Source organism: Limnohabitans sp. TS-CS-82 (assembly GCF_002943475.1).
In genome coordinates this window covers 148,887-174,109 of record NZ_PTQX01000001.1, presented here as the reverse complement: position 1 = coordinate 174,109, position 25,223 = coordinate 148,887, and the positions used below count along the sequence as shown (strand labels likewise).

General features: G+C 55.8%; 20 protein-coding genes and 1 pseudogene. All 21 read right to left on the bottom strand.

The window, feature by feature from the left end; translation table 11 throughout:
* Positions 1-4 precede the first annotated feature (4 nt).
* Complete coding sequence (paaX, locus tag C5F52_RS00760) at positions 5-892, bottom strand: phenylacetic acid degradation operon negative regulatory protein PaaX (RefSeq protein ID WP_236657673.1); 888 nt, start codon at positions 890-892, stop codon at positions 5-7.
* A 111-nt stretch (positions 893-1,003) separates the two neighbouring features.
* Positions 1,004-2,062 (bottom strand): NAD(P)-dependent alcohol dehydrogenase, encoded by a 1,059-nt coding sequence (locus C5F52_RS00755; RefSeq protein ID WP_104796428.1) that lies wholly within the window; start codon positions 2,060-2,062, stop codon positions 1,004-1,006.
* On the bottom strand, positions 2,059-3,279 hold the full coding sequence (locus tag C5F52_RS00750) for an MFS transporter (RefSeq protein WP_104796427.1): 1,221 nt from the start codon (positions 3,277-3,279) through the stop codon (positions 2,059-2,061). The genes C5F52_RS00755 and C5F52_RS00750 overlap by 4 nt, the downstream gene beginning before the upstream one ends.
* 3 nt (positions 3,280-3,282) lie before the next feature.
* The gene (gene paaE / locus C5F52_RS00745) at positions 3,283-4,380 is read right to left on the bottom strand and encodes a 1,2-phenylacetyl-CoA epoxidase subunit PaaE (protein WP_104796426.1); all 1,098 of its coding nucleotides are present in this window, start codon (positions 4,378-4,380) and stop codon (positions 3,283-3,285) included.
* A 20-nt stretch (positions 4,381-4,400) separates the two neighbouring features.
* Positions 4,401-4,913 (bottom strand): 1,2-phenylacetyl-CoA epoxidase subunit PaaD, encoded by a 513-nt coding sequence (paaD, locus tag C5F52_RS00740; RefSeq protein WP_236657672.1) that lies wholly within the window; start codon positions 4,911-4,913, stop codon positions 4,401-4,403.
* Positions 4,910-5,689: a 1,2-phenylacetyl-CoA epoxidase subunit PaaC gene (gene paaC / locus C5F52_RS00735; RefSeq protein WP_104796425.1), complete on the bottom strand. Its 780-nt coding sequence runs from the start codon at positions 5,687-5,689 to the stop codon at positions 4,910-4,912. Before paaC ends, paaD begins: the two co-directional genes overlap by 4 nt.
* Complete coding sequence (gene paaB / locus C5F52_RS00730; protein ID WP_104796424.1) at positions 5,689-6,000, bottom strand: 1,2-phenylacetyl-CoA epoxidase subunit PaaB; 312 nt, start codon at positions 5,998-6,000, stop codon at positions 5,689-5,691. The genes paaC and paaB overlap by 1 nt, the downstream gene beginning before the upstream one ends.
* Positions 5,997-7,004: a 1,2-phenylacetyl-CoA epoxidase subunit PaaA gene (gene paaA / locus C5F52_RS00725; protein ID WP_104796423.1), complete on the bottom strand. Its 1,008-nt coding sequence runs from the start codon at positions 7,002-7,004 to the stop codon at positions 5,997-5,999. The genes paaB and paaA overlap by 4 nt, the downstream gene beginning before the upstream one ends.
* A gap of 71 nt (positions 7,005-7,075) precedes the next feature.
* On the bottom strand, positions 7,076-8,221 hold the full coding sequence (locus C5F52_RS00720) for an ABC transporter substrate-binding protein (protein WP_104796422.1): 1,146 nt from the start codon (positions 8,219-8,221) through the stop codon (positions 7,076-7,078).
* A gap of 31 nt (positions 8,222-8,252) precedes the next feature.
* On the bottom strand, positions 8,253-9,458 hold the full coding sequence (gene pcaF / locus C5F52_RS00715) for a 3-oxoadipyl-CoA thiolase (RefSeq protein WP_104797102.1): 1,206 nt from the start codon (positions 9,456-9,458) through the stop codon (positions 8,253-8,255).
* A gap of 12 nt (positions 9,459-9,470) precedes the next feature.
* Positions 9,471-10,787, bottom strand: a complete 1,317-nt coding sequence (gene paaK / locus C5F52_RS00710) for a phenylacetate--CoA ligase PaaK (RefSeq protein ID WP_104796421.1) — start codon at positions 10,785-10,787, stop codon at positions 9,471-9,473.
* 32 nt (positions 10,788-10,819) lie between these two features.
* Positions 10,820-11,272 (bottom strand): hydroxyphenylacetyl-CoA thioesterase PaaI, encoded by a 453-nt coding sequence (paaI, locus tag C5F52_RS00705; protein ID WP_104796420.1) that lies wholly within the window; start codon positions 11,270-11,272, stop codon positions 10,820-10,822.
* 2 nt (positions 11,273-11,274) lie between these two features.
* A complete protein-coding gene (paaG, locus tag C5F52_RS00700; RefSeq protein ID WP_104796419.1) occupies positions 11,275-12,072 on the bottom strand; it encodes a 2-(1,2-epoxy-1,2-dihydrophenyl)acetyl-CoA isomerase PaaG in 798 nt (265 codons plus the stop codon).
* Between the two features lie 15 nt (positions 12,073-12,087).
* Entirely contained in the window at positions 12,088-13,755 is a 1,668-nt protein-coding gene (paaN, locus tag C5F52_RS00695; RefSeq protein ID WP_104796418.1) for a phenylacetic acid degradation protein PaaN, read from the bottom strand.
* 125 nt (positions 13,756-13,880) lie between these two features.
* The gene (locus tag C5F52_RS30140; protein WP_236657711.1) at positions 13,881-14,582 is read right to left on the bottom strand and encodes an ABC transporter ATP-binding protein; all 702 of its coding nucleotides are present in this window, start codon (positions 14,580-14,582) and stop codon (positions 13,881-13,883) included.
* A 216-nt stretch (positions 14,583-14,798) separates the two neighbouring features.
* Positions 14,799-15,191 (bottom strand): annotated as a pseudogene (locus C5F52_RS30135) (hemerythrin domain-containing protein); the annotation flags it as partial.
* A gap of 10 nt (positions 15,192-15,201) precedes the next feature.
* A complete protein-coding gene (locus tag C5F52_RS00685) occupies positions 15,202-15,963 on the bottom strand; it encodes an ABC transporter ATP-binding protein (RefSeq protein WP_104796416.1) in 762 nt (253 codons plus the stop codon).
* A gap of 2 nt (positions 15,964-15,965) precedes the next feature.
* Positions 15,966-16,898: a branched-chain amino acid ABC transporter permease gene (locus C5F52_RS00680; RefSeq protein ID WP_104796415.1), complete on the bottom strand. Its 933-nt coding sequence runs from the start codon at positions 16,896-16,898 to the stop codon at positions 15,966-15,968.
* Positions 16,899-16,900: 2 nt separating this feature from the next.
* Complete coding sequence (locus tag C5F52_RS00675; RefSeq protein ID WP_104796414.1) at positions 16,901-17,776, bottom strand: branched-chain amino acid ABC transporter permease; 876 nt, start codon at positions 17,774-17,776, stop codon at positions 16,901-16,903.
* 148 nt (positions 17,777-17,924) lie between these two features.
* Positions 17,925-21,563, bottom strand: a complete 3,639-nt coding sequence (recB, locus tag C5F52_RS00670; RefSeq protein WP_104796413.1) for an exodeoxyribonuclease V subunit beta — start codon at positions 21,561-21,563, stop codon at positions 17,925-17,927.
* Positions 21,560-25,126, bottom strand: a complete 3,567-nt coding sequence (gene recC / locus C5F52_RS00665) for an exodeoxyribonuclease V subunit gamma (protein WP_104796412.1) — start codon at positions 25,124-25,126, stop codon at positions 21,560-21,562. The genes recB and recC overlap by 4 nt, the downstream gene beginning before the upstream one ends.
* Positions 25,127-25,223 lie beyond the last annotated feature (97 nt).

Below are 25,223 nucleotides of genomic sequence, written 5' to 3'. Positions count from 1 at the left end.
GAGTTCAAAGTGCGTCTGCTGACAGAGGGTCGCATTCAAATCGACGCAACACCAAATCAGAAGCCGCAGGCGCTTCACCATTGGCAAGTATCAAGTGTTTGTTCAGATGGCTTTCAGAAGGCGCAAGCAAACGGCGGTACAGCTCTTTGGTGAGCATGCGCGCAGTTTGGCCCGGCCATTTGGCAGGCAGAAGCACCTCTGGAAGCTCAGGGTCGCGCAAGAGTAACCGGCGGTAATCGTGGATCAACAGCGTGCGTGTGAGAAAAGCGCTTTCCTCATCGATGCTCGACTTCTTGGCTTTTTGCAGTGCGTCCAAGATGCCTTTGTATGTTTTGACAAACGCAACATAGTCCTCACCCAGATGTGCCAAGTCCCAGGCTGAGCGAACAATGTCGGCGTCATTGGCCGATTGGCCTAAGCGTGGATTCACAGCCACCAGTGGCATGAGTTGAGGCAACACATCAGCCATACCATCGACACGCAATGCATCGAACGCGGCTGCTAGGTCGGCGCTGGGGTGGACAAAGCAGTTGGCGTTGAGTTCACCAAAACCCTGCCAATAAAACGCGCGGCGCAATTGCTCACGTACTTTGGGGGGCAGCTCAGCCACCAACATGACGAGACGCCACCGGTTGTCCCAGTTAGGTGCATTCGAGGCATAAATTTGCTTGGAAGCTTCTTCAAAGCGTCGCCATCCACTGGTCGACAGTTTGTAGTCGGTGCGACGGCCTTGGGTTTGTGTGGTGAGCCACTCGTCTTTGACCAAACGAAACACAGTGGTTCGAATGAGGCGCTCATTCAGGTCAAGCGGTGCGAGCAAGTTAATCAAACCACCCAGCCAGATTTCGCCACCGCGTGGCAAAACGGCATCGCCAAAAACAGAAATGATCAAAGAACCGGCTTTGACTCGATTTCTTTCACGAAATTTATCCAAAAGATCTTGGACGGGTTTGATGGAACAGTGGCTCATTGCAATTGATTTTACAGAGCCGCTGTTGAATGCTTAGATAAACGCCAGTGTTTGAAGGTCAATTACAAATCTGTACTTCACATCACTTCGGCCCATGCGTTCAAACGCGGCGTTGATGTCTTGCGCTGGAATCAACTCAATGTCCGCCGATATGTTGTGCTCGGCACAAAAATCAAGCATAGCTTGGGTATCGGCAATGCCACCAATCAGCGAGCCCTCGAGGGAGCGTTGACCAAAGATCAAAGGCGAGGTGTTGAGTGGCGGCTCAAGTGGCCCAAAGTAGCCCACCAAGACCAACTTGCCGCCGTGAGTGAGCAAGCCCACAAAGGGGTTGACGTCGTGCGCTTCAGGAATGGTGTCAAGGATGAGGTCAAACTTGCCTCTGAGTGAAGACATGTTTTTCTTGTCACCCGACAAAGCCACATGGTCTACGCCCAATGCTTTGGCTGCTTCAATCTTGTTATCTGAGTGGGTTAGGAGTGTCACCTCAGCGCCCAAACCTTTGGCCAACTTAACGGCCATGTGGCCTAAGCCACCCAAACCCACCACGGCCACTTGGCTGCCCTTTGTGATGTGGGCCCGCTTGAGTGGCGACCATGCGGTGATACCCGCACACAAAAGCGGTGCAGCGTGACTGAGTTCCAGGCCGTTTGGGATGCGCAGCACAAAGTCTTGCGACACCACGATCACATCCGAGAAGCCACCTTGCGTGGCTTGTCCGTCATGCCGGTCCAAACTGCCATAGCCATATGTGGGCTGCTTCACGCAAAACTGCTCATCCCCTTTTTGGCAGGGCTGGCACGTGCGGCAAGAGTCGACCAAGCAACCCACACCCACAGCGTCATGGACTTTGAACTTGGTCACGTTAGTGCCTATTTGCACCACACGGCCCACCATCTCATGACCAGGAACCATGGGGTATTTGGAATAGCCCCAGTCGTTGCGTACGTTGTGCAAATCTGAGTGGCAGATGCCGCAGTACAGCAGTTCAATCACCACATCATCAGCGCGAGGTTCGCGCCGTACGAAATGAAACAGTCCTAACGGACTGGTGCTGGATAAGGCAGCGTAGCCGCGCGCTTGTCGTGTCATCGTGACTTCAATCGCAAATACAACCAGCCTGTGATGGACACGTTCAACAGGTTCCAAGCAATGCCGTTGACAAAGGCTGCTTTGTAGCTGCCCGTCATGTCAAAAATCCAACCCGACAACCAACCGCCCAAGGCCATGCCCACTAAGGTGGCCATGATGACGCTGCCCACTCGCTCGCCCACCTCTTTGGGGGAGAAGTGTTCGCGAACAATGATGGCGTAAGACGGAACAATGCCGCCTTGGAATAAACCAAAGGTGGCCGAGATCACATACAGCGGCACCATTCCATCAAAAGGCAAGAAGGCCAGTAGCGCAATGCCTTGCAACACAGAACCGAGCAGCAAAGTTTTGATGCCACCGATGCGATCACAAATCAGCCCTGACACCAAGCGGCTCACGATGCCGCAGGTGAGCATCAAAGACAACATTTCAGCGCCGCGTGCAGCACCGTAGCCAAGGTCTGTGCAGTAAGCCACGATGTGCACTTGTGGCATGGCCATGGCCACGCAACATGCCACGCCTGCCGTGCACAAAAGCAACTGAGCGCGTGAGGGACGCAAGCCAAATGGCCGTGCCGAGTCATCACTCGTGGTGGACGCTGTGGCGACGGACACTTTAGGGATGGGGGGCTTGGCGCGCATCTTGAGCGACAACAAAAACATACCAATGCCACACACCAACCCAAGCAGCAAATAGGTGTTTCGCCAGCCAATGGTGGTGATGCCATGCTGCACCAAAGGCGGCCAAATAGCGCCCGCAATGTAGTTGCCACACGCGCAAATAGCCACGGCAATGCCACGGCGTTTTTGCCACCACAGGGCGGTGTCGGCTATGAGTGGCGCAAATGTGGATGAGCTACCAATCAGACCAAGAATGCCGTGTGCCAAACCAAACAGCCAAATGCTTTGCGCATTCGCGGCCAGTGCAAAGCCACCAAACACCGCCAACGCACCGCACCAAAGAATCGGGGTAAGGCCATGACGATCGGCCAAGCGGCCGGTCCAAATACCACCCAGCCCTAAGCAGACCATCATCAACGTGTAGGGTAGCGATGCATCTGCGCGCCCAATGCCAAACTCGCTCTGCACCGCAGGCAAGACCACCGACACCACGTACATGCTGCTGTTGCCAAGGACGACAAGCCCGAGGGTCACCAACAGCCGAAGCGCTGCTTGAGGTGAATCAATCAGGCTTTCGTCGGCATGGGTTTGGCTCATGGATTAGCGGTGGTCGAAACTGATTACCAGTTTTTGTGTGGCTGCACGTGCTTGGCAGCTGAGGGCAAAGCCTTGTGCCATTTCATCGGCTTCAAGCGTGAAGTTTTTGTCCATGGTCACTTCGCCTTCGGTCACCTTGCAGCGGCAGGTGCTGCACACACCGGCTTTGCAAGAGAACGGCAAATCCAAACCGGCGTTGAGCGCCGCATCCAGCACATGCTCATCGGGGCTCAGCGCGACTTCGTGTTCTTTGCCATCCAACAAGATGGTCATGTGCACGCTCTTGGCCGACGATGTTTTCTGTTTCGATGCGTCGATGTCAGCTTGAACCTTGTGTGCTTGCGACGCAGAGGTGGTAAAGCGTTCGCTGTGCACGCGGTTGGCGGGAACGCCTGAATCGATCAAGGCTTTTTCCGTCACTTCAATCATGGCCTCTGGGCCACAAATGAACACCTCGTCCATGCTCTTGGCGGGCAGCAACGCGCTGACGATGGATTTGATCTTGTCCGCATCAATGCGGCCTTGCAGCAAATCCACCTCTTGCGCTTGTTGCGACAAGATATGAATCATGGTGAAACGACCAGGGAAGCGATCTTTCAAGTCTTGTAAAGCTTCGTTGAACATCACGCTCGACATGCGACGGTTGCCGTAAATCAAAGTGAATTTGGATTCGGTTTGCTCTTCCAGCGTGGTGGCAGCAATCGACAAAATTGGCGTGATACCAGAGCCCGCCGCAAAACCCACACGATGAATGGCGCGTGGTTTTTTGATGGTGAAGCGGCCTTCGGGTGGCATCACCTTCAGTGTGTCACCCGCTTTGAGTTGCGTGGCGGCCCAGTTAGAGAAAACACCGCCTTCGACGGGGCGAATGCCAATTTCAAGTTCGCTGTGTTTCAAAAACTGGCTGCGTGGGCTGCTGATCGAGTAATTGCGGCGCACATCTTGGCCGTTCACGTCAGCACGCAAGGTCAAAAACTGACCGGGCTCGAAATGAAACTTCTCCAGCGATTCCGAAGGAATGTCAAAAGTGATGGCCACCGAGCCTGCGGCTTCTTGGCTAACTTTCTTGATCGAAAGTTCATGGAACGAAGGGGAAGACATTTGAATTTCTCCGAGAAAACTTAATAAGGTTTGAAGTAGTCAAAAGGCTCTTGGCAATCTAAGCATTTGTAGAGCGATTTGCATGCGGTCGATCCAAAGTGTGACGATTCAAAGGTGTGCGTGGAGCCGCAGCGTGGGCATACCACTGCTTCTTCAGCCTGCAAGGGCTTGCGCATGAAATGAATCACACTGGTTTGCTCTGACGCTGCGCCGCACTTGCGGTTAGGTGGCGCAATGCCATACGCCTTGAGCTTGTCTTTGGCTACCTCGGTCATCCAATCGGTGGTCCACGCGGGCGCGAGCTGCGTGCGTACCTCCACGTTCAAGCCAAGCGCTTTCACTGTGCTGTAGATGTCGTCATGGATTTGTTCCATGGCAGGGCAGCCGCTGTAGGTGGGGGTGATTACCACCACCACAGCGTTGTCCGCGACATGCTCTACATCACGAATGATGCCCATCTCGCGCAGCGTGACGACTGGAATTTCTGGATCGGTCAGACCGTCCAGCGCGTTCCATACATCTTGCGTGATCACCACACGCCTTCTGGATGTGTGCGTGCGAGGCTTTGCATCTCGTTGAGCAAGAAACTCAAATGCTCCGAGTGCGCGCCTTGCTTACCCGTGGTTACAAAACCATCGGTGGACGATAGTGTCAAGGTAGCTTCTTGCACGGTGTGTTGCACCATGCTTTCCCAATCGGTTTTGAGTTGCGTGGCATCTACGCCAACGCCAGACTTGGCAGCCGCTGATTCAAACGCGCTGGTGGTCCAAAACTCCTGGGTGTAAGGCATCAAGTGGTTCAGTGCGGCTTGTGCGCGTGCGTGCGATTCCTCTGTGCCGTCACCAAAGCGCACCAACCAATCATGCGAGTGGCGTAAGTGGTAGCGCACTTCTTTGAGTGATTTGGCGGCAATCGCAGCGATGTGTTCGTCTTGCGAGGCTTGCAACTTTTCCCATACCAGGGCCATGAAGGCGCTGTACAGAAAGTTGCGAACAATCGTCACGGCATAGTCACGGTTGTCCACTGCATAGCCCACCAAGGCGCCATGGTGTGGCAGCTCTAGCAAGGTGTAATTCTTGAAGTCCTGCGCATCGCGAAAGTACGCTAACGAGTCTTCGGTAGTGCCATCGTTTTTCAGCGAGGCTGCATACTGGTAGAGCATGCGTGCTTGACCAATCAAGTCCAAACTATTGTTGGCCATCGCAATGTCCTCTTCGAGGATGGGGCCGTGGCCGCACCACTCGGCATTGCGTTGACCCAACACGATGGCGCTGTCCGCCAAGTGAAGTACGTAATCAACGTTGGCCATCACATGTGCCCCACTTCTTCTGGGATGGTGTAGAACGTGGGGTGACGGTAAATCTTGTCGCTGGCGGGTTCGAAGAACTCGCCCTTGTCATCGGGCGCGCTGGCCGTGATGCTGTTGGATTCGACCACCCAAATGCTCACACCTTCTTGGCGGCGTGTGTATACATCGCGGGCCATTTGCAAGGCATGTTGTGCATCGCTGGCATGCAAGCTACCGCAGTGTTTGTGCTCCAAGCCTTGCTTGCTGCGCACGAAGATTTCCCATAAAGGCCATTCGCTCAAGGCTTTGGTTGGTTTGCTGGCGGTTGTCATGCTGCTTCCTTCAGTGTGTGTTGTTTGCGTGCGTGTGCCAGAGCTGCATCACGCACCCATTGGCCTTCATTCCATGCTTTCACACGGGTGCTTAAACGTTCTTTGTTACAAGGGCCGTTGCCATTGACGGTGGCCCAAAATTCGTCCCAATCAATTGAGCCGTAGTCGTAGTGCTGACGCTCTTCGTTCCACTTCAAATCAGGGTCGGGCAGGGTGATATCCAAGACCTTTGCTTGGGGCACGGTGGCGTCCACAAACTTTTGGCGCAAGTCGTCATTGCTGATACGTTTGATACCCCAACGCATGCCCTGCGCACTGTTTGGGCTGTCGGCATCAGGTGGTCCAAACATGGCCAAGCATTTCCACCACCAGCGATTCACGGCGTCTTGCACCATGGCTTTTTGTTCGGCAGTGCCCGTCATCATTACTAACAAAGCTTCGTAGCCTTGACGTTGGTGGAAGCTTTCTTCTTTGCACACGCGAATCATGGCGCGTGCATATGGGCCGTAAGAGCAACGGCACAAAGGAATTTGGTTCATGATGGCTGCGCCATCTACTAACCAACCAATCACGCCGACATCGGCCCAGGTGATGGTGGGGTAGTTGAAGATCGAGCTGTATTTGGCGCGGCCTGTGTGCAATGCATTGAGCATTTGGTCACGGCTGGTGCCCAGAGTTTCTGCGGCGCTGTACAAGTACAAACCGTGGCCGCCTTCGTCTTGCACTTTGGCAATCAAAATCGCTTTGCGTTTCAAGCTAGGTGCGCGGCTGATCCAATTACCTTCAGGCAGCATGCCCACAATCTCGCTGTGCGCGTGTTGACTGATTTGACGCACCAGTGTTTTACGGTATGCCTCTGGCATCCAGTCTTGAGGTTCAATGCGGCCATCGGCATCGATGCACGCGTCAAATTTTTCCATCAAGTCTGCTGGCTCAATCGCCGCAACAGACGGCTTGCCTTTCGGTGCTGAGTCATCAGGAACACTGAATGATTGTGTGTACATGTCTTTTCCTAGTCGTTTGAACTGTTCAATCCATCCCAACCGTGCCATCACGGTTGGGCGGATGTGTTGGATTACTTGACCAAAGCCCAGTTGCCGTTCTTGACTTCCAACATGCGGAAGGCAGACAGGTTCAGGCCCATGTGGTCTTCAGGGCTCATGTTGAACGTGCCGCTGGTGGCCACAAAGCCTTTGGTCGCTTCGATAGCGTCACGCACTTTGGCTTTATCAGTGCTGCCTGCACGCTTCAATGCATCGACGGTCAGTAAGAGAGCGTCATAGGCATAGCCACCAAAGGTAGAAGCTTCGCTTTTGTATTTCATCTTATAAGCGGCGTCGTAGGCAGCGACGATGCCTTTTTGTGGATCATTCGCTGGCAGTTGCTCTGGGATCAACTGGGCAGGTGATGGCAAGCGCACGCCATCTGCAGCAGGGCCAGAAAGTTTCAAGAACTCATCAGAAGCCACACCGTGTGATTGGTACAGAGGCAAAGTGATGCCCAGTTGGCGGTAGTTCTTGGTCACGATGGCAGGGCCTTGACCCAAACCAAACACAAACACGGCTTGCACACCGTCTGTGTTTTTGATCTTGGTCAGCTGAGGGCTGGCATCGGTGTCTTTGGGGCCATAGGTTTCGCTGGCTATCAAGGTGATGCCGTATTTGGCAGCCACGCCTTCTGTTTCTTTCTTGCCAGATTGGCCAAAGCCACTGGTCTCAGAGAGCAACGCCACTTTGGTGATGTTGCGCTTCTTCATGTCTTCAAACACTTTTTCAGCGGCCATGCGGTCGGTGTGAGGCGTTTTGAAAACCCACTTCTTCACAGGCTCCACCACCACCACTGCACCGGCGAGAGAGATGAATGGCACTTCTGCTTTGGTGACCAAGGGCACCATCGACATGGTGGCACCTGTCGTAGTGCCGCCAATCAAGATGTCGATCTTGTCGTCTTCGATCAAACGCTTCGTAAAGCTGTTGGCCTTGTTGGCATCGCTGCCATCGTCATAGTGAACGAGTTCGAGTTGACGGCCCAGTACGCCGCCTTTTTTGTTGAGCTCTTCCACATAGAGCTGCAATGTTTTCAGTTCAGGGTCGCCTAAGAAGGCAGCAGGGCCAGTGACTGAGAGCACCGATCCGATCTTGATGGTGTCAGCAGCTAATGCAGACAGTGAGCTCACTGCAATGGCTGTCCCGAGGGCAATTTGTTTCAATGAAAATTTCATAGTTGTCTCCTAGTCGTGGTTGAGTTATTTGTTAAACGCGTTCGATGATTAAGGCAATACCTTGTCCGACACCAATGCACATCGTGCATAGGGCATACCGACCACCACGACGTGCCAGCTCGTAGCTGGCCGTGGTGATCAGACGTGCACCGCTCATGCCCAAGGGGTGGCCCAAGGCAATCGCGCCGCCGTTGGGGTTCACGTGTGCGGCGTCATCGGGCAAGCCCAAGTCACGCATCACGGCTAACCCTTGGGCAGCAAAAGCTTCATTCAGTTCAATCACATCCATTTGGTCGAGCGTCAAGCCCGTTTTGGCCAACACCTTGCGCACAGCAGGTGCCGGGCCAAATCCCATGATGCGTGGGGCCAAGCCCGCAGTGGCCATACCCATCACACGTGCTTTAGGTGTCAAACCATATTTGGAGGCAGCCGATTCAGAGGCCAGCAACAAAGCGCAAGCGCCGTCGTTCACGCCAGAGGCATTACCAGCGGTCACGGTCAACTCAGCACCATTCACGCCTTTGAGTTTGGCCAACATCGCCAATGTGGTTTCAGGGCGAGGGTGCTCGTCTGTGGTGAAAACAATTGGGTCGCCTTTTTTCTGTGGAATCGTCACAGGGACGATTTCATCGTCAAAGCGGCCAGCTGCATTGGCTGCGCCCCAGCGTTGTTGTGAACGTATGGCAAATGCATCTTGGTCTTCGCGACCAATGTTGAAGTCCGCAGCCACGTTGTCTGCCGTTTGTGGCATCGAATGCGTGTCGTACATTTTTTTCATCAACGGGTTGACGAAGCGCCAACCGATGGTGGTGTCGTACACGGCGTTGTTGCGGCTGAATGCGCTGTCTGCTTTGGGCATGACAAACGGTGCGCGGCTCATGCTTTCTACGCCGCCTGCAATCATCAATTCAGTTTCACCCGATTTGATAGAGCGTGAGGCCAAACCCACCGCATCCATGCCTGAACCACACAAGCGATTAATGGTCGTGCCTGGTACTTCTGCAGGTAAGCCCGCCAATAAGCTCGACATGCGTGCCACGTTGCGGTTGTCTTCACCCGCTTGGTTGGCGCAGCCATAAATCACATCTTCTACCGCAGCCCAATCGACTTGGGGGTTACGTGTCATCAGCGCTTTGATGGGCACAGCGCCCAAGTCGTCAGCGCGCACGGCAGACAGTGTGCCGCCGTAACGACCAATGGGTGTGCGAATCGCGTCGCAAATAAAAGCTTCAGTCATGCGTGTGTCCAATTAATTTTGTTTGGGGCGAACGTCGATCACGCGACGTGCCTTGCCCACTTCCGTGCGTTGCATGCTGTTGGCTGGCATGACCTTGACATGGGTGGAAATGCCAATCACGGTTTTGATGTGGTGTTGCAGTTCCTTCGTGATCTGTTGAGTTTCTGCAGGGTTCGCCGTCGGCAGTAATTCGCAATGCACCTCCACGTTGTCCAAGTGGCCGTCGCGGTTGAGGTGAATTTGGTAGATCGCCGCCAAACGCTTGTCGCGCATGATTTGCTCTTCGATTTGGCTGGGGAACACATTCACACCACGCACGATCAACATGTCGTCCGAGCGGCCGGTGATTTTGCCCATGCGACGGAATGAACGCGAGGTGGGTTCTAGCAGTCGCGTCAAATCCCGGGTGCGATAGCGGATGACGGGGAAAGCTTCTTTGGTCAACGAGGTGAACACCAATTCACCCAACGAACCTTCAGGCAACACTTCACCTGTTTCAGGATCAATGATTTCTGGATAGAAGTGGTCTTCCCAAATCACGGGGCCGTCTTTGGATTCAACGCATTCAGAAGCTACGCCGGGGCCAATCACTTCTGTTAGGCCGTAAATGTCAACCGCATCAACGCCCAGTTTGGCTTCGATGGCGCTACGCATTCCTTCGCCCCAAGGTTCAGCACCAAAGATGCCTACCTTCAACGAGATGTCATTGGGTTGAATGCCTTGACGTTCAAACTCTTCTGCAATCACCAGTGAATACGAAGGTGTCACCATGATGGCGTCGGGTTTGAAGTCCATGATGAGCTGAACCTGTTTTTCAGTTTGGCCACCTGACATAGGCACCACGGTGCAGCCTGCACGCTCAATGCCTGCGTGTGCGCCTAAGCCACCGGTGAACATGCCGTAGCCATAAGAGTTGTGCACCATCTCACCTGGGCGCACACCTGCTGCGCGCAGCGAGCGCGCCATTAAATCGGCCCAGTTGCTCAAGTCGCTCTGGGTGTAGCCCACCACGACTGATTTACCCGTGGTGCCGCTCGATGCATGCAAACGGGCCACTTTTTCTCTGGGGACGGCAAACAAACCAAAGGGGTAGTTGTCACGCAAATCCAGCTTGGTCATGAAGGGAAACTTGGCCAAGTCGGCCAACGATTTCAAATCATCCGGATGCACGCCTTTGGCTTCGCATTTTTTGCGATAGGGTGCGACGTTGTCATAGGTGTGGCGCACCGACCACTTCAAGCGTTCCAGTTGCAGGGCGCTGATTTCATCGCGGCTGGCTTTTTCAATCGGGTCTAGCAGCGAAGCGTTGGGGCTTTGTTTTGAAGTCATGTGTGTCTCTTCCACTCTGGTATTTTTTTGAATCAGTTATGGCCTTCTAGGCCTGCGATGACTTCGCCTTTAATACGGTAGCTTTTGCCGCGGAAAAGCGCGACTGTGTTTGCCCCTAGAACCTTGACTTCAATGTCGTAAACGCCTGTGCGTCCTGAGGTCGAGCGTTCAACTGCAATGGCTTCCAAAACATCGCCTTCGCGCGCAGGTGCCAAGAAATCGATGCTGCAAGCCGAGGCCACGGTGTTGAGGTTGTAGCTGTTGCAGGCATACGCAAACGCGCTGTCAGCTAAGGTGAAGATCAATCCGCCGTGGCAAATGTGATGGCCATTTACCATGTCAGAACGCACGGTCATACGCATCACGGCATGGCCTGGGGCGACGGACACCAGCGTCATGCCCAGTGCATGTGTGGCGTTGTCGCGGGTCCACATAGCTTGGGTGGCTGCATTCGCCAGTTCTTGCGGTGTCATTGCGTCAGCCATATTCATTCCCCAGTAAATTTCGGTGCGCGCTTTTCTAAGAAGGCGCTCACACCTTCCACGTAGTCCGCGCTTTTGCCCAGCTCACGCATGAGCGTGCCCTCGTAGGTGAGGTGCTCTTCAAAGGTGTGCGTATTGGCCAACTGCATGGCTTGGCGTGTGCGCACCAGCGCTTTGGTGGGCATGGTGGCCAGTTTGGCGGCCAGTGTGTCCACGCTGCTCGCGAATGCAGCGTCTTCTACCGCTTCCCAAATCATTCCCCATTCAGCGGCTTGTGTTGCTGGCAATTTTTTGCCCGTCAAGGCCAAGCCCATCGCACGTGCTTGGCCAATGCGTTGTGGCAGATGCCATGAGCAGCCGGTGTCTGGAATCAAACCAATGTTTGAGAAAGGCAGCACAAATGAAGCCGACTGTGTGGCCACCACCATGTCGCAGGCGAGTGCCAAGCTGGCACCTGCGCCGGCTGCAATGCCGTTGACGGCTGCGATGGTGGGCACGCGTAGTTGGCTCAAACGCATGACCAATGGTTTGTAGTGGCGCTCAACGACATCACCCAAATCGGGCGGTGTTTCACCTGGGGTGAATCGCACCTCGGCATCGGCTAAATCTTGGCCTGCACAAAAACCACGACCTGAACCTGTGATCACCAACACTCGCGCTGCTGCGTTGGTTTGAATGCTGTCCAACGCATGACGCACTTCGGCGTGCATTTCTGCATTAAAGCTGTTCATCTTGTCGGGACGGTTGAGCGTGAGGCGTGCCACGCCATCACGCACGTCGAACTGAATCAGGCTGTAGTTCATGGCAGCTGTTCTCGCTTAGACGTGGTAGCGGCGTTGCACCACGCGGAAGCGGTTGGCTACAAAGGCAGAGTCGGCATACGACGCATTGGCCGATGGGTTGCCGCCTGTGCCGTGGTAGTCAGAGAACGCAGACGATTGGTTCACAAACACACCGCTGGTGAGGTTGATCGACAAGGCCACTTGGCCACGCCATGTGGCGTGCGTCATCGCATCAATCACTTCTTGGTGTGTGGAATACAAACCGACGGTCAGCGCGCCATGCGTTTGCACAATGCGCTCGGAAAGTGCAATGGCAGCCGCAGTGTCAGCGGCTTTGACGATAAAGCTGATGGGGCCAAAACGCTCTTCCATGTAAGCGCTTTCGTTAGCGGCATCGCAGGCCAACAACACGGGTGTGCGCACATCGGCACCGGTGAATTCTGGGTTGCTTAGTTTGGTCGAGGCCAACACAACTTTGCCGAGCTTGCCGCTGTTGGCGAGGTCAATGCGGTCTGCTGTGGCGCTTGATTGAATCGCGCCCAACACTGCGCAGGCCACTTCGGGTTTGCTGAGGAATTTCTCGACCGTCTTGGCCAAATCGGCGCACACCTCGTCGTAGCTCTTGTGGCCTTCGTCCGTCTCAATGCCATTGGCCGGCACGATGATGGCTTGAGAGGTGGTGCACATCTGACCCGAGTACAACGACAAGGTGAATGCTAAATTACCCAGCATGGCTTTGTAGGCATTGGTCGAGTCGATGACGATGTTGTTCACACCGGCCAGCTCGGCATACACCTGTGCTTGTTTGCTGTGGTCGATCAACCATTGGCCAAACACATTGCTGCCGGTGAAGTCGACCGACTTCACCAGTGGATGTGTGGCCAACTCTTGTGTGGTGCTTCGTTTGTCAGTCACGCACAGGGTGACCAAGTTGGGGTCAATGCCGTTTTCGCTCAACACGGCGCGTATGGTGCGCACGGTGATAGCCGCTGGTAACACAGCATTGCTGTGAGGCTTGATGATCACGGCGTTGCCGGTGGAGAGCGCTGCAAACAAACCGGGGTAAGTGTTCCAAGTGGGGAAGGTGCCGCAGCCGACCACCAAGCCCACGCCACGACCCACGATTTCAAAATGCTTGGTCATCACCAGCGCTGGGTTTTTGCCTTGTGGCTTTTCCCATGTGCTTTGTGCGGGCACAAAGCTTTGCTCGCGCCAAGCGTATGCCACGGCTTCAAGGCCACGGTCTTGTGCATGTGGCGCACCCGCTTGGAAGGCCATCATCCAGCCTTGACCGGTTGTCATCATCACGGCGTGGCCCAATTCGAAGCTTTGCTTGTTCAAGCGGTCCAACATTTCTAAGCAAATGCCAGTGCGGCCTTGTGCACCCACAGCTTGCCAGCCAGTCATCGCAGCTTCGCCAGCTTTCAATAAAGCTTCGTGGTCACACAAGGGGTACTTGACATCCAGTGCCATACCGTAGGGAGATGTCTCACCACCCACCCAGCCTGTTTGGCCGGGTTGGTTGAGTTCAAATTTTTTGCCCAAATGCGCGTCATAAGCAGCTTTGCCATCTGCGGCGGCAGTCTCACCATAAACCTTGGGGCTTGGCATCTCGCTGTAAGGAGACCAGTAGCCGCGTGTTGCGATGGCATGGAGCGCTCCATCCAAAGTGGCAAGGTGTTTTTCAAACAAAGGGTGAGTCATGAAAGGTTCTCCGAAAAGTCGAGAGGGTTTTAAAATGTTACAAAATTTTATCTATATCAACTAAAAATGTATCGCAATGAGGGGTAAAAAAAGATCAGGGTTTTCCCACTGATCTGATTTTTTATTTACATGCCCAGGTAGGCCGCGCGTACTTTTTCGTTCTTGATGAGGTCTTGGCCATTGCCCGTCAGGGTGATTTCGCCAGTTTCCAGCACATAGCCTCGGTCAGCCAATGCCAAGGCAGCAAATGCGTTTTGTTCGGCCAAGATGATGGTCATGCCTTCACGCTTGAGGGCTTTGACCACGTTGAACACTTCTTCCACCAGCAGCGGCGCTAAACCCATTGAGGGTTCGTCAAGTAGCAAGAGTTTGGGGCGGCCCATCAGTGCGCGGCCAATCGCCAGCATTTGTTGTTGGCCACCCGACAGCGTGCCTGCGGGTAGTTGGCGTTTTTCTTTCAGAATCGGGAACATGGTGTACACACGCTCTAGGTCTTGCGCTAGGTATTGCTTGGGCTGTGTGTAGGCGCCCAAGCGCAAGTTGTCTTCAATCGAGAGTGGGCCGAAAACTTGGCGGCCTTCTGGGCTGTGGCAAATGCCTCGGCGCATGCGTTGGTCAGAGCGCACACCCGACACATCTTCGCCATCAAACCAAACTTCGCCTGCGCCCATGGGTTGTACGCCAGACAGGGCGCGCAAGAATGTGGTCTTGCCAGCGCCATTGGCACCTACCAGCGCTACGGTTTCGCCACGACGCACTTCGATGTTCAAACCTTTCAAGGCTTTGATACGGCCGTAGCTGCTTTCAAGCCCTGTCACCTTCAACAAAATGTCGCCTGACACAGGCTTAGCATAGCGGTCCAGTGTGCCACTGCTATGGCTACCCAAGCCTATGGAATCGGGGGCCAAACTCACCACGCGGTGGTACAGCTCGCGGAAATCCGAACGCGCTTGTTCGCCAAACACTGGGTCTTGGTTGTCTAAAAACTTGGTGTCGATCTCGTGCCAATCTTCGGCCGTCAAAATTTGACGCGCCAGTGGCATGGCTTCGGTTTCTTCTTTGGTGATGTGCGTTTTCAAGCGTCGCGTGTAGTCGCGCAACGATTGGGTGAGGTCGGCATATTCGCCGTGTTTGGCTTTGGCGAATTTGTCTTTGAGTTGATTCAGGTGCTCTTTGGCCAGACGGTGGTCGTCTTCCAGCGCGTCGATCATCGGTTGCGCTGTGTCTGAGCGCAAGCGCATCAATCGAAAGAGGTGATCGTCCTCTTTCAAGTGGTGCGCATGGTCTGCAAAGTTTTCGATGTAGTTGAAAACAGACTCAAAGAATGCGGGATCGACTTTTTCACCCTGGTCGATCTCGTCTGCCACATGTTCGAGCGTGACGGCAATGCGCCAAAAGTTTTTGTGCTCGTCGGAAATGATGCGTAGTGCTTCCATGTCTTGGTCCTTAGGCGTGTGCGCCCAGATAAGCCGCAATCACGTCGGGGTTCTTGCGCACTTCGGCGCAGGTACCTTCGGTGAGCCTCTTGCCGTAGTCCAGCACCAAGATGCGGTCGGACAGGTTCATCACCATCTTCATGTCATGCTCTACCAACACTACGGTGATGCCCGAGTCGGCTAGTTTGCGCACAAGGCGATCAATCTCAATGGTTTCTTTGGGGTTCAATCCTGCAGCGGGTTCGTCCAAGAAAATCACGCGAGGCTTCATGGCCAAGGCACGTGCAATTTCAAGACGCTTGAGCACGCCATACGACATGGCATCTGAGCGTGCATGGATGTATTGCCCTAGGCCCACAAACTTCATCAGCTCGGCGGCCTCTTCGCGCAACTCGTTGTCTCGGCGACGCATGGACGGCCAGCGCATGGCGGCCTTAAACACATTACGGTCAAGCCGCAAGTGCCCGCCCACCATCACGTTCTCAAGGGCGCTCATGTTCATGCAGATTTGCAAGTTTTGAAATGTGCGTGCCACGCCTCGTTCGGCCAGCTCATTGGGCGACTTGCCTTGGATCAATTCGCCATCTAGGCGGATCTCACCCGAGGTGGGTTTGTAAACACCGGTAATTAGGTTAAACAGGGTGGTCTTGCCTGCGCCATTGGGGCCGATGACCGAATACACAATGCCTGCGTCAATGTTGAACGACACATTTTGAACGGCCTTCACGCCGCCGAAATGGATGGAGAGATCTTTCACTTCAAGCAACGACATGCTCAATCTCCCTTGCCAAACTTAGCAGCCAAAGTAGGGACCAAGCCCTTTGGCAAAAATATCATGCACAGCATGAGAACCGAGCCAAACACCACGGTCTCCCAGCCTTCAAATGTGGCCAGTGCTTGCGGCAGGGCGGTCAGCAACACAGCGCCCACGATCGAGCCAAACACTGAGGCCATGCCACCCACCACCACCATCGTCACCAGTTCAATCGAGTGGAAGAAGTCGGCAAAGTTGGGCGTGACAAAACCAATGTAGTGTGCGGTGATGCTACCCATGATGCTGGCAAACACAGCCGACAACACAAAGATCGACACCTTGTAGCGAACGATGTTCACGCCCACCACTTGTGACGCGACTTCTGAGCCATGCAGCGCACGCAGTGCGCGGCCAAACGGCGAGTCGATGATGTTGAGCGAAGCCCACACGCTGATGACCAACAGGGCTGCCACCACCCAGTACCACTGCTTGTCGCTGCTGAGCTCAATGCCAAACAAAGCAAACGCTGGTACGGCCATGCCGTCCGGCCCGCCAGTCCACTGGGCTTCGTTGCGCAGTGCGATGTTGATGATGATGCCCAGCCCCAGCGTGGCCATGGCCAAGTAGTTGCCTTTGAGTTTGAAGATGGGCTTGGCCACCACGCCTGCAATCACGGCGGTAGCGGCTGCACCTGCGGCCATGGCCAGCAGTGGGTGAAAACCAAAGTGCGTGGGCAACACGGCCGATGCATAAGCGCCAATGCCTAAGAAGCCTGCGTGGCCCAAACTGATTTGCCCCGCAAATCCAATGAGTAAGTTGAGGCCAATCACGATGATGGCGTTGATGGCCATACGTATAGCCAAGTCCATGTAGTAACTGTTGGGCAGTATGAAAGGCAGCGCCAACAAAACAGCAATCACAAGGCCTAGGCCTAGATAAGCATTCTTGTGCATGGTTACACCCGGTCTGTCGATTTGCCGCCGAATAAACCTCGAGGCATGAAGAAAAGAATAAACAGAATCAGCACAAACGGCATCGCGTCTTTGTACGCCGATGAGATGTAGCCCGCGCCCATGGCTTCCAAGACTCCTACCAGTAAGCCGCCCAACACAGCGCCCAAACCATTGCCTAAACCGCCGACCACAGCTGCCACAAAACCTTTGAGTCCGAGCATGATGCCCACGTCATACGACGTCATCGTGATGGGGGTCACCAAGATGCCGCCCACTGCGCCTAAACCAGCTGACATGGCAAAGCTCAAGAACAGCACAAAGTTGGTGTTGATGCCCACCAACTCGGCAGCGGTGCGGTTGAACGATGTGGCCAACATGGCCTTGCCCGTGAGCGTTTTGCTGAAGAAGTACCAAAGCGATACCACCAGTAACGACGTGATGACCAACACCCACAAGCTTTGTGGCAACAAGGTCGCGCCCAAAATGTGAATTGGCTCATCACCCGAAAACGCGGGCAAGCTGAAAGTACCCTTGCCCAACCAAACTTGAATCAAACCGCGAATCACCAGTGATGCGCCGATGGTGATGATGATCAAAGACACCGTGTCAGCGCCTTTGACGGGCTCGATGGCCACCTTCTCCATGAAGATACCCACCAGTGCAGGAATCACGATGGCTAGCAGCAAAGCGATGGGTAAAGGCAAGCCCATTTGCGCAAAGAGCACCGCCAACATACCGCCCAACATGATGAATTCGCCTTGTGCGAAATTGATCACGTTGCTGGCGTTGTAAATCAGTGTGAAGCCCAAGGCGGCAAGCGCATACGTGGCCCCTACCGTGATGCCAGAAAACAAAAATTGCAAAAACTGTGAAAGCATCACAAACCCTCTATTTGCTGCAGATCAAATTAAGCTGCTTTTCAATATGTTACTTATTATTCTGTAAAAACAGAAAAAAAGTATCGCTTTGAGGCGCGAAAGATCGCTTTCTAGGGTAAGTCCTAGCACGTCAAACAGGGTTGATGACTCACTGTGAGCAGTAAGTGTCGGGATTACCCGTGAATAAGCTATCCAACGCTTCAATCAGCGCCTGCGGTGGGCGCTGCAAATGCACACCCGCACCTTCGGCGTGAATACCGCGCAAGAACATGTACACCGCACCGCCCATGTGTTGGGCGTAGTCGTAGCCGGGCAGGCGCACTTTGAGCAAGCGGTGCAGCGCCAAGGTGTAAAGCACGTATTGCACTTCGTAGCGTTTGTGCAGCACCGCGTCTTGCAAGGTGGCGCTGTCGTAGCTAGGCAGTTTGTTCGACTTGTAGTCCACCACCCAATAGCGGCCATCGTGTTGCAATACCAAGTCCATCGAGCCGGTGAGCATGCCTTGCATCACACGCGCTTGCAGAGCAGGGCGGAGCGTGCCTTCAAACACATGGCTTTGAATGAGTTGGTCCAGCGCGGTGGCGCTGACGTGGCTCACTTCTAAGTTGAACTCCATCTCGGGCCACATGTGCTCGGTGCTCAGGTCGCGCAGTGTCAAAGGCGCAGCGTTCAGCTCGTGCAAAGGCAGCGGCGTTTGCACCACGGCTTGCAGCCATGGTTCTAGTTGAGCGCGGGGTGCATCGTCTAGTTGCAACCAGCTGGCTTTACGCTCTAGTAAATTGGCCCACGCGTGTTTGGCCCACTCTGGCGCGTTCTCATTCGCCACAGGCCAATTGTTTTGCGACAGCCATTCCAACAAATCGTGAAGCAGCGTGCCGTAGCGCGCACCGGCAGGGAAGCTTTGCCATGCGCTGATGCTCTCAGGCTCTGGTGTGGCTGCAGCCACTGCATAGGGCTGCGCATCGGAGGTTGCGTCCGTGATGGCATCAGCCACCGCTTCGTCGCGTTTCGATTCAGACACCAGCCCACGCGTGATGGCGCTAAAGCTGGCCGTCCACCACAGGCTGTGGTGGGTGCGTGTGGGGGTCAGGGCATCTTTGGGTGCGCTGGTGGCGGCAGGCGCTTGGTAGCGGATGCCTTGCAGCTCTGGCAATGCAGCCACTTGGATGTGCGCGCATGTGCCCCACAAGCTGTGCAGCTGGTTGCTCAAATCGCCACGCGCTTCGCGTTTGAGTAGCAGTGACAAGGCGCTGCGTTTCAATTCGGTTTTAGCGGTGGCCTTGCTCAAATCAAATTTAGTTTCGGCCACGCCCATCCACAAGCCACGTTGCGCACGCGTGAGGGCCACATACAACAAGCGCATGTCTTCTTCCACCGAGGTGGCGGTTGGGTCGCTGTCGTCCTCGCCTTCGTCTTCTTGTGCGAAGTTGGTCTTGGCTTTTTTCTCCACCGCAAACGCGCCTGCAAATGGCACAAACACCAGCGGGTATTGCAAGCCCTTGCTCTTGTGATATGTGATGACTTTCACGCACAAGGCATCGGTTTCTAGGCGCGCTTGCTGTGCATCGCTGTCGTGGTGTTGGCTTTGAATTTGTTCGCCCAGGTGGCGCACCAGTGCGTGTTCGCCTTGCAGGCTTTGCTCGGCGTGTTGCAGCAGCTCGCCCAAGTGCAGCAGGTTGCTCAAGCGGCGTTCACCATCGGGCTGCGCCAACATGCGCTGCGCCACATGTTGGCTGTGCAGCCACTGGTGCAGCATGGGCAGCACGCCGTGTTGTTGCCACAGGCTGTGCCATTGGTGGAATTGTTCTAGCAGTTGCTCCCACTGCGCTTCGTCTTGCGTGGTGGCCAGCACCTCGTGCAAGTCCAGCGCCCACAAGCGGCTGCCCACTGCGGCACGCACCCAGCTTGTTTGACGGGGCGAAGCCACTGCACGCAACAAGCGCCACAAGTCGGTGGCCTCGGTCGATTGGTACACGCTGGTGTGGTCCGACAAATACACACTGGGAATGAGCCGCGCACGCAGGGCGTGGCGCACCGCATCGGCTTGCTTCTGGCTGCGCACCAGCACGGCCATGTCGCCGGGGGTGGCTGCGCCTTTGTTCAGCAGGTCTGCTATTTGGTCGGCAAACACTTGTGCGGTGTGGTTCAAGTAGCTGGTGCTGCTCACCACATCCGCATCACCTTGCGGGTGCATTTGCCACACGGTGAAGGGTGGGCACTCTTCGCCATTCACCACCAGCGCAGGCTCTTTGCCTTGTGCAGACACTTCTACAAATTCAATCTCGCCTTGTGTTGATGCAAACGGTTGTTCGGTTTGCATGAACACATGGTTCAACGCTTGCACCAAGCCCACGCTGGAGCGGTGGTTGCCGGTGAGGGTATGCAGTGGGTCGGTGTCATGCGCTTGCGCATTTTTATCGATAGCTTGTGCGTCTTTGCGCGCTTGCAAGTAAGTGCCCAAGTCTGCGCCACGGAAGCTGTAGATGGCTTGCTTGGGGTCGCCAATCATCACCAGCGCGTTGGCATCTGTGCAAGCGTCTGGTGCATAGATGCGGTTGAGCGTGCCGTACTGCCAAGGGTCGGTGTCTTGAAACTCGTCTACCAACGCCACGGGGTATTGCTGGCGAATGGCAGTAGCCAATCGGCCATCGTCGGCCATCACGGCGTGATGCAGGTTTTGCAACAGGTCTGAAAAGTCAAACGCGGCGCGTTGTGTTTTGGCTGCCTTGTAGGCTTCGCCCACGGCGTGTGCGGCGTGCAGGGCAATGTGTTTGTCAGTGCTTGGCTTGGCGTCAAACAACGCAACATAGGTTTGCATCGCAGCGAAGAAAGCAAAGCCCTCAGCCTCAGTCCAGCCTTTGTCTTGCAGGGCTTGGGTGGTGAAGCGCTCGAGTATTTTGAATTCTTCTTTGCTGATGTGCGCCTTCGCGCTTTGCGTGGCCCACGCTTGCAGCGCTTTGAGCCAGTTGGCAAAGTAGTCGGCACGCAAGCCTTTGATTTTTTTCTGTGCGCCTGCTTCTTGCAGGGCCTGCAGCGTCGTCTCACTCCACGCTTCACGCGCAGCAAGTGCTGCAGCTTCGACTTGTGCTTGCCACGCCATGTGCGTGTCAATGGCTTGTGTGGGTGTGATGTCGGGTGCCACCACTGCGCGTGGTTTGCGCTCTTGCTCCTTCCACATCTCGCTCAAGGTTTTCAGCAGCTTGGCTGGGTCTTGGCCAATGAGGGGCGTGATGTGTTGCAGCGTGTCGCCGCTGAGTGGGTAAAACCATTCGCGCCAATAGTCTTGCACCAGCGTGAGCTTGAGCTGGTCGGCGTTCTCAAGCCGCGTTTGTTCAAACAGGTTGTGGCTCTCTAGCGCGTGCTGCGTGAGCATGCGGCGTGACCAACCGTGAATGGTGTAGATGGCCGCATCGTCCATCCACTCGGCGGCGCAGTTGAGTTGCAGCGCACAGCGTGGCCAAAGTGCTTCGTCAAAGCTGTCGCGCAGTGTTTCTAAAAACGCATCCACCTTCAACGAGGCAGGGTAGTCGCGGCCTTGCGCGCTCAAGTCAAAGTAAGTGGCGGCTTGGCTCAGGCGTGTGCGAATGCGTTCGCGCAGCTCGGCGGTGGCGGCGTCGGTAAACGTCATCACCAAAATTTGCGGGGGCAGCAAAGCCTCGGTGCGTTCGTGGCCCAGCACCAGGCGCAGGTACAGCGCAGCGAGTGTCCAAGTTTTGCCTGTGCCTGCGCTGGCCTCTATCACTTGGCGGCCGTGCAGCGGCAGTGTGTGTGCGTTGAGGGCTTTCATGCGTCAGCCTCCTCAGCGTGGTCGGCATTGAGGTGAATCACCTTGGCAGCTTTGAACATGGGTTCGTACAAGCGGGTGGCCCAATGGTTTAGGTCTGCTTCCACATCTTCAAAACTCGTGAACACCCGTTGCAAGGCGGGCGAGCCTGTGTATTCGCCGCTCTTGCCAAAGCCGCCTTCAAACGCAGCTTGCGCTTTGCTCATCGCGTCTTTGCTGCCGCCGTACACGCCCATCACAAACGCGCAGGCGGTTTTGGCGGCCACGGGCAGGGGCTGCGCCCATGCTTCTAAATAGGCATCGCACAGGTCTTGCAAATGCGCTTGTGCCGTGTCTGCATCGATGGGCTTGAGTTCGATGGCCGCATCAAACCCAATTTGCACGCTGGTGGTGGACGTGCCACTGGCGCACGCGGCCAAGTGGTGGAGCCACAGTTGGCCGAGTGTGTCGATACGGGCGACTTGGTTTTCTTTTTTGCCTTCGGTCACCGCACCTGGGCGCAGGGCCACTTGCAGCCATTGCTGCCCAGCGGCATGCGCTTTGCCATTCGTGTGCCACATGGTTTGGCCATTGGCCCACTCGGCACTCAGGTGCGTGTGGCCCAGTTGCCAGTGGGCAGATTGCACGCTCAAGTGGTTTGGCCACTTGGGCAACAACACATCCAGTTGCTCGCGCAGTTTTTCGCGATCGTTCTCAAACAAATGTTGCTGCGCTTCGCCAAAACCAGCCATGGCCAGTTGGCCACTCAGGCGCAGTTGGTCAATGGCTTGCTGCGCATCTTCGGCTTGTGCAATGCGTTGGTTGAGTTTGTATTTTTCTAAACCGTCGAGCGAGAAAGGCTCTTCTTCCTCGGCGGCTTCTTCGGGTTGGTCTAGGCGCAAGCGCAGACGGTCCACCAAAAACACTTCCACGGGTTGACGCAACAAGCGCTGCAAATGTTGCAGGGTTAGCTCGGTGGGCGCTGTTTCGCTTTGCGTTGCTTCGTTTGACGCAGTTGCAGCAGACGAAGCAGAGGACGACAACAACGCACGCTGCCAATCATCCGCATAGGTTTGGAACGTGGAGTCTTGCGTGAAGTACTTGGACGAGAACGCTTGCAGTGGCTGCAACGGTGCAACGCAAGCCAATCCACCCTCATGCGTCCACACCGCATTGAGGTAGTCCATCAGTTGCGCCACCAACACCGAGGGTGGCTTCACTTCATGGTCTGTCGTGCGCCGTCCTTGCCAGCTGATGTAGAGCTTGTCGCGTGCGGATAGCAAGGCTTCTAAAAACAAATAGCGGTCGTCTTCGCGGCGCGAGCGGTCGCCTGCGCGCCAATGTGATTGGGTGCTGCCTGCGTGTGCGGCGTCGCTCATCAAATCAAAGTCGCGTGGGGTTTGGCTGCGTGGGTAGTCGCCATCGTTCATGCCCAACAAGCACACGCACTTGAAGGGGATGGAGCGCATGGGCATCAGCGTGGCGAACTGCACGCCACCACCAAAGAAGCGGCGTTGCATGGCGGGCTGTTGCAGCTGGGCCATCCAGTGTTCGCGCACCACCACCAGTGGCAGTGGGCTATCGAGGCGGGCCAGTTGGCATTCGGCAAGCCATGTTTCTAGCGGGGCCATCACGCGTTCTATCAGTCGCTCATCCGCTTCGTCGCTCGGTTTGAAGAACAAGCTCACCAACTGCTGCAACACAGCCACCCATTCGGTAGGTGTGTGTTCTTGGCGCAGTTTGATCAGCGCAATTTGTGTGTGGCGCAGCCATTGCAATAGGCCATCCACCACGCGTGCATCTAGCCCGCCCACACCTGCTTGCGGCAGTGTGTCGGCCCATGGTGTGGCGAGGTCGTCGCTTGCGCCTGTGGCGTAGCCCAGCAGCAAACGCTCGATGCCAAACAGCCAACTGTTTTGGTTGGCGTCGGCCATGTCAGGGGCAATGCCCCACGGTTTGCGGTGTGGTGCGTCTAGGCCCCAGCGCACGCCGGCGTCGGCCAGCCAAGTGTCGAGCTGGGCCACGTCGTGTTCTTCTAGGCCAAAGCGTTCGCGCACGGCGGCCACTTCAAACAGGCTTTGCCATTCCACGCGTGTCACGCGCAGTTGGGGCAGTTGCAGCAGGGTGTCAAGGGCCTGCACCAATGGCTCGGTGCGCGGCGTGGTGTCGGCCACGGTGTAGGGCAGGTGGCGTGCGTCATTGCTGGTGAAGCGCCCAAACACCGCATGGATGTGCGGCGCAAAGTTGGCCATGTCGGGGACCATCACCATGATGTCGGCGGGCTTGAGCGTGGGGTCTGCATCCAGCCACGCCAGCAAGCGGTCGTGCAGCACCTCGACCTCGCGCTGGGCCGAGTGCGTTTGCACAAAGCGCACGCTGGTGTCGTCTGCGGGCACGTCGGTCAAGTGGTCGGGCAGTGGCGCAAGGTTAAGAAGGGACGACTGCAAGTGTTCCAGCATCGTGGGCTTGCGGCCTTTGGCTTCACTTACGGGGTCGACAAACACATCCACACGGTGGAACAGGCCTTTGTATTGGTCTACATCGTCAAAGCCATCGAGCAAGTGCAAATAGTCGCGGCCATGTTTACCCCATGCGGCGAGCAGTGGGTGCGTGTCGGTGTGCAGGGTGTATTGGTCGGCCTCGGACAGCGAGCCATCGTCTTGCGGCACGGGCAAACCGGCTTTGTGTGCTTGGCGTTGCTTGGACAGCTTGGCTAACTTGATCAAGGGCACACGGCTTTCCACCACATGACCCCAGTAGTGCTGACAGGGGTTTTGCACCAGCATGAGCACTTGGCACACGCGGCCCAAAGCGGCCAGCGCCTGCACGGTTTGCATGGGCAGCGACGTCACGCCAAACACCATGATGCGGTGTGGCACACCCGCAGGGCGTTGGCCCTCGGGCATGGTGTCCATCTTGGCCATAAACGCTTCATGCACTTTGGCGCGTGAGCTGAAGCTGTGTTGCAGCTCAGCCTTCACCTCGGCGTCAGCCGCAAGGTCGTCCAGCAAATCGCGCCACAGCTCGGGCTGCCAGCTTTGTGCGGCGGGTAGGGGTGTGGCTGTGCCAGTTTGTGTGCGCAGTGTGTCTTTGTGATTGGCCCAGTCTTCTAGCCAATCGGCGCGGTAGTTTTGGTAGCCGTCCAGCACGTCTGCCAGTTGCGCGGCCAACTGATACGCGCGGCGGTTCATGGGCGACGCGTCAGCCTCGGCTTGGCCTAGGTAGTTTTTCAGCGGCGCAAAGCTGGGCTTGGCCAACAAACTGGGGAGCAAACGCATGATGCGCCACACCAGTGGCGACTTGTCCAGCGGCATGTGCGCGGGCACATTGCTGGGGCCCAGCACGGCGCGGTAAATCTGCCACAGCTTGGCAGACGGCAGCTCCACCTGCGTGGCCGCGCAAATGCCAAGGTCTTTGGCCAATGCCAGCTCTAGCCAATGCTTCATCCCGTTGCTTTGCACCAGCAACACTTCGGGCGCGAGCACGGGCAGTGGGTGGTTGCGGATGAACTGCACCGCCAACTCGCGCAGGCCCTCTAGCTGGTTGCTATGAAGCACCATAAAACCGGTGGCGTGGGGGCTAGACATGTGGGGCGGAACGGGCGAAAAAACGGGCTAAATATTTGCGTAAGTCAGTGAGCATACTGGATGGCTGGGCGCAAACCATGAGCCTGCTAACCGTCTA